This window comes from Mycobacterium sp. 1423905.2 (genome assembly GCF_001673155.1).
In the GTDB taxonomy this organism is placed as follows: domain Bacteria; phylum Actinomycetota; class Actinomycetes; order Mycobacteriales; family Mycobacteriaceae; genus Mycobacterium.
The window spans coordinates 1-5,147 of record NZ_LZLE01000189.1 but is presented as its reverse complement, the minus strand read 5'-3'; the positions used below and the strand labels follow the sequence as shown (position 1 = coordinate 5,147).

The window sequence follows — 5,147 nt, the reverse complement described above, 5'->3', positions numbered from 1 at the left end:
GCAGGCGGCCAGCAGCCCGTCGTGGTTACGTTGCCCGGCGGAGCGCAGGTCGCCTTTGATGGCTTGCTCGGACGGCGATCCTTGCACGCACGGTGCTTCGTCGTCGGGGTTGCACATGCCCGGCGCGGCGAGTTTGGCCAGCACGGCTTCCAGGGTGGCGCGCGCTTCGGGAGTCAGATAGCCAGACAGTCGCGACATCCCGTCCACGTCTTGCTTACTGAGCGTGATCCCGCGGCGGCGGGCGCGGTCGTCGTCGGTGTAGTCCCCGTCAGGGTGTAGGCAGTCCATCAGCCGCTCAGCGAGCTTGGCCAACTGATCGGGCCGATACTGGCCGGCCAGCTGGGCGAGGTGGGCTTCGGCTTTCTCCTCGGTCTCCACATCGACATGGGCGGGCAGCCGGTGGAAGAACTCGCGGATCACCCGCACCTGCCCCTCACCGATGCGGCCCTCGCGCTGGCCGTGGGCGGTGGCGCTCAACCGCGGCGCCAACACCTGCCCGGTCAACGCCCGCCGCTCACCGAGGTCGGCGGCTTCCCCGATGCGCCGATTGGCCTCGGCGCGGGTGATCCGCAACCGGGCCGCTAACGCCGCGGGCAGCCGACCACCCAGCTCTTCCTCACTGGCCTGTGCGACAAGCTGGTTGATCAACTCGTGCCGCGCTGCGGGAAGCCGCCGACATTGTTGTTCTTGCGTATCGAGCAACACCAATCGCTCGGGCGTGGTCAGCGCGTCATAGCTGAGGTCGAGCACGCGCGTGACTGCGTCGCGCAAGGCCGTATATGCCTCAACGATCTCCTCACGCGTACTCGAACCCATGTTCGAATGATACGACCACCGGCCGACAAAAAGCCGCGCGATGTTGCTCCTGAAACCGAAGTGACACAAGATGTTTGGCATGGAGGCATACCAACGACAGCGCCGCCTCGGTTTGGCTATCGGCGCAGTGCTCCTCATCCTCGGCGCGGTGCTGGCCACCATCTTGTTCGCCGTCGCCGCGAAGCGAGTCCTCAGCAGAGTGCCCACCGATGTCGAAGTCTTCAGCGAAGGCCAGCGATCGATGTTGCGGGTACGGGCCGGCGAGACGAAGTCGATCTACGCCAAAGGTGCGGCCGGACAAGATGTCCGGTGCAGCGTGTTCGCCGCCCCGTTGCCGACGCCCGACCTCTCCCCCGACGACTTCCCGCTACGCCCGACACCATGGCGAGCGGTCTACCACTTCACGCCCGCGGCCGAGGGAAACTACGCGGTCAGTTGCACCGGACCCGCCGACGCCCGCTATGCCGTCGGCCAATACGTCGCTGCCGAACAGTTCACTGCCCCACTGGTAGGCATCGCCGCGGGTGCGGTGCTGGTCATCGCTGGGACGGTCGTCTTGGTCAGGACGGCCCTGCAGAAACCTACCGACCGAGCCGCGAAAGAACCTCAGCCGCAACCAACTTCGCCTCCACCGACACCTGATCCCCCGTCGCAAGATCCTTGACCCCGACCACCCCGGCCTCGATGTCGCGATCCCCGGCGACCAACGCGAGACGAGCGCCGGAGCGGTCGGCCGCCCGCATCGCTCCCTTGAGCCCGCGATCACCGTAGGCCAAATCGACGCGAACCCCGGCCGAACGCAACTCCCCGGCCAACACCGCAAGGCGCAGCTTCGCCGCATCGCTCAACGGCACCGCGAACACCTCGCAGCGTGCGGTCTCCCCCACGCTCTTGCCCTCCGCGCGCAAAGCCAACAGCGTGCGGTCCACGCCCAGGCCAAATCCGATGCCGGAGAGGTCTTGTCCACCCAGTTGACGCATGAGCCCGTCGTAGCGCCCGCCGCCGCCGATGCCGGACTGCGCGCCCAAGCCGTCGTGGACGAACTCGAAGGTGGTCTTGGTGTAGTAGTCCAGGCCGCGGACCATGCGCGGATTGATGACGTAGGGCACTGCAAGGGCGTCCAGGTGCGCCAGCACGGTATCGAAATGCTGCTTGGCGCTGTCGGAGAGGTGGTCGAGCAACACCGGCGCGTCGGCGGTCATCGCCCGCACCTCCGGGCGCTTGTCGTCGAGCACCCGCAGCGGGTTGATCTCGGCACGCCGCCGCGTCTCCTCGTCCAGGTCCAGCCGAAACAGAAAGTCCTGCAAGAGATCTCGGTACTGCGGGCGGCAGCTGTCGTCGCCCAGCGAGGTGATCTCCAGGCGGAAGCCGTCCAAGCCCAGCGACCGGAAACCCGCGTCGGCGACGGCAATGACCTCGGCGTCCAGTGCTGGGTCGTCGACGCCGATCGCCTCGACGCCGACCTGCTGCAATTGGCGGTACCGACCGGCTTGTGGGCGCTCGTAGCGGAAGAACGGGCCGGCGTAGACCAGCTTGATCGGCAGTGCCCCGCGGTCCAAGCCGTGTTCGATCACCGCGCGAACCACCCCGGCGGTGCCCTCAGGCCGCAGCGTCACCGAGCGGTCGCCCCGGTCGGCGAAGGTGTACATCTCCTTGGACACCACGTCGGTGGACTCGCCCACCCCACGGGCGAACAGCGCGGTGTCCTCGAAGATCGGCAACTCGATGTGCCCGTAGCCGGCGCGGCGAGCCGCTGCCAACAGACCGTCGCGCACGGCGACGAACTGCGCCGAATCCGGTGGCACGTAGTCCGGCACTCCCTTGGGCGCCGAGAACTCCGTCATGGACTCAACCCTTCGAGGAACGGGTTGAAGCGGCGCTCGGCGCCGATGGTGGTGGAGTTGCCATGCCCGGGCAGTACCACGGTCTGGTCGTCGAGCACGAGCAATTTGTCGACGATCGAGCCAATCAGGCCGCGGCCGCTGCCGCCGAACAGGTCGGTGCGCCCGACCGAGCGCTCGAACAGTGTGTCGCCGGTGAATACCACGTCGGCGTCGTTCTTGGCGGCCTGCAGGATGCGGAAGCACACCGATCCGCGGGTGTGCCCCGGCGTGTGGTCGACATTGACCGAAATGCCGCCTAGGTCGAGTTTGTCCCCGTCGCGGTCGAGTTCGACGACTTGCTTGGGCTCGCGGAAGAACGCCCCGGCGACCAGTTGAGCCATCCGCGGGCCCAGGCCGTAGATGGGGTCTTTGAGCATGAAGCGATCTTCGGGGTGGATGTAGGTGGGGCAGCCAAAGGTGTCGGAGACCTTCTGCGCCGACCACATGTGGTCGATGTGCCCGTGGGTGATCAGCACCGCTGCCGGGGTCAGCCGCTGCTCGTCGAGGATGCGCCGCAGCGGGCCCATCGCACGCTGCCCCGGGTCGACGATGATCGCGTCCGTCCCGGGCCGCTCGGCCAGCACGTAACAGTTGCACTGCAGCAACCCCGCGGGAAATCCGGTGATCAACACGCTTCCAGTTTCCCATCTGCGAACGATGCGGCCGGAGTGCGGGCCACTTGACACGGGTCGCGGCGCCCACATTAGCCTGGGCTGGCCACTCGGCCCGATTCACCGACAGCAGGGAGGACATCGGCCGTGCCCACCAATCAACAGCGCCGCGCGACCGCCAAGCGCAAACTCGAACGGCAGCTGGAGCGCCGCGCCAAGCAAGCCAAGAGGCGCCGCCTGCTGACGATCATCGGTGGCTCGGTGGCCGCGGTGGCCGTGATCGCCGCGGTGGTGATCACCGTGGTCTTGACCAAGCACGACGACAAGAGCAAGCCGTCGGCCAGCCCGACCAGTTCGGCGTCCACCTCGCCGCCCGCCCCGGGAGCCGCGCCGCCGCTACCGCCGTTCAAGCCGTCGGCCAACGTGGGCGCCAACTGTCAATACCCGGCCTCGCAGCAACCGGCGGCCAAGCCGGTCAAACCGCCGCGGACCGGCAAGATCCCGACCGATCCCGCGTCTATCAGCGTCAGCATGGTGACCAGCCAGGGCAACGTCGGCATCATGTTGGCCAACAACGAATCGCCCTGCACCGTCAACAGTTTCGCCAGCCTGGTCGGTCAGAAGTACTTCAACGACACCAAATGCCACCGGCTGACCACCTCGCCGAACATGGGCGTGCTGCAGTGCGGCGACCCCACCGGTGAAGGCACCGGCGGTCCGGGTTATCAGTTCGCCAACGAATATCCCACCGACCAATACCCGCCCAACGACCCTGCGCTGCAACAGCCCGTCCTGTATCCGCGCGGCACCCTCGCCATGGCCCACTCCCGCGTCCCCAACAGCAACGGCAGCCAGTTCTTCATGGTCTACAAGGACTCGCAGTTGCCACCGGACTACACCGTGTTCGGCACCATCCAGTCCGACGGTCTGGCCACCCTGGACAAGATCGCCGCCGGCGGTGTTGCCGGGGGCGGTGAAGACGGCGCACCAGCTACTGAAGTCACGATCAAGTCGGTGCTACTGGACTAACGTGAGTCCGTGCACGCCGGGCGTGCGGGGAGGGAAGGGACATCGGTGGCCGGTAGCGAATCCGAAACCACTTTCGGGCGATACCGTCTGCTTGGACTGCTGGGCCGCGGCGGCATGGGCCAGGTGTTCCGCGCCTACGACACCGAGACCGACCGGGTCGTCGCGATCAAGCTGCTTCCGCCGAACCTGGCCGAAGACCGCGAGTTCGAATACCGATTCCGCCGCGAGGCGCGCACGGCCGCCAGTCTCAACGACCCGCATATCGTGCCGATCCACAGCTTCGGCGAGATCGATGGCCGGCTTTATGTCGACATGCGGCTCATCGAGGGCCGGGATCTGGCGGCGTTCATCGCCGAAAACGGCGGCCGGCTCGACCCGGCCACCGCTGTAGCCATCGTCGAACAGGTCGCCGGGGCGTTGGACAGCGCCCACCAGGTGGGGTTGGTGCACCGCGACGTCAAACCGTCGAATGTCCTGATCGCCAAAGCGCGAAACTTCGTCTACCTCATCGACTTCGGCATCGCCCGCGCCACCGCCGACACGGCCATCACCACCACCGGGCACACCATGGGCACGCTGGCATACATGGCCCCCGAGCGGTTCCGGGGCAGCACCGACCCTCGCGCCGACGTGTACTCGTTGGCGTGCGTGCTGCACGAGTGCTTGACCGGGACGCGCCCCTATCCCGGTGACAGCCTGGAAGAACAGATCAGCGGGCACCTCAACGACCCGCCGCCGCGGCCGTCGGCCATGACGCCCGGACTACCGCCGGCGTTCGACACGGTCATTGCGCGCGGCATGGCCAAAG

6 protein-coding genes are annotated in these 5,147 nt (G+C 67.1%); 3 read left to right on the top strand and 3 right to left on the bottom strand.

The window, feature by feature from the left end:
* Positions 1-816 (bottom strand): 13E12 repeat family protein (locus A9W95_RS11320; RefSeq protein ID WP_156746139.1); only part of this gene is annotated, 816 nt, incomplete at its 3' end.
* Between the two features lie 79 nt (positions 817-895).
* Here A9W95_RS11320 and A9W95_RS26850 point away from each other — a divergent pair.
* Positions 896-1,480, top strand: a complete 585-nt coding sequence (locus A9W95_RS26850) for a hypothetical protein (RefSeq protein ID WP_156746138.1) — start codon at positions 896-898, stop codon at positions 1,478-1,480.
* Here A9W95_RS26850 and hisS read toward each other — a convergent pair.
* Positions 1,398-2,660, bottom strand: a complete 1,263-nt coding sequence (gene hisS / locus A9W95_RS11310) for a histidine--tRNA ligase (RefSeq protein WP_067412214.1) — start codon at positions 2,658-2,660, stop codon at positions 1,398-1,400. The genes A9W95_RS26850 and hisS overlap by 83 nt on opposite strands.
* Positions 2,657-3,331 (bottom strand): MBL fold metallo-hydrolase, encoded by a 675-nt coding sequence (locus tag A9W95_RS11305; protein ID WP_067412211.1) that lies wholly within the window; start codon positions 3,329-3,331, stop codon positions 2,657-2,659. Before A9W95_RS11305 ends, hisS begins: the two co-directional genes overlap by 4 nt.
* 126 nt (positions 3,332-3,457) lie before the next feature.
* Here A9W95_RS11305 and A9W95_RS11300 point away from each other — a divergent pair, with 126 nt between their 5' ends.
* Entirely contained in the window at positions 3,458-4,339 is an 882-nt protein-coding gene (locus A9W95_RS11300; protein WP_067412207.1) for a peptidylprolyl isomerase, read from the top strand.
* Between the two features lie 114 nt (positions 4,340-4,453).
* On the top strand, positions 4,454-5,147 hold a 694-nt coding region (locus A9W95_RS11295), incomplete at its 3' end, for a serine/threonine-protein kinase (RefSeq protein WP_156746140.1).

Excerpts from the sequence above, each read along its gene's own strand:
- hisS (WP_067412214.1), bottom strand. The coding sequence starts at position 2,660 with ATGACGGAGTTCTCGGCGCCCAAGGGAGTGCCGGACTACGTGCCACCG.
- A9W95_RS26850 (WP_156746138.1), top strand. The coding sequence starts at position 896 with ATGGAGGCATACCAACGACAGCGCCGCCTCGGTTTGGCTATCGGCGCA.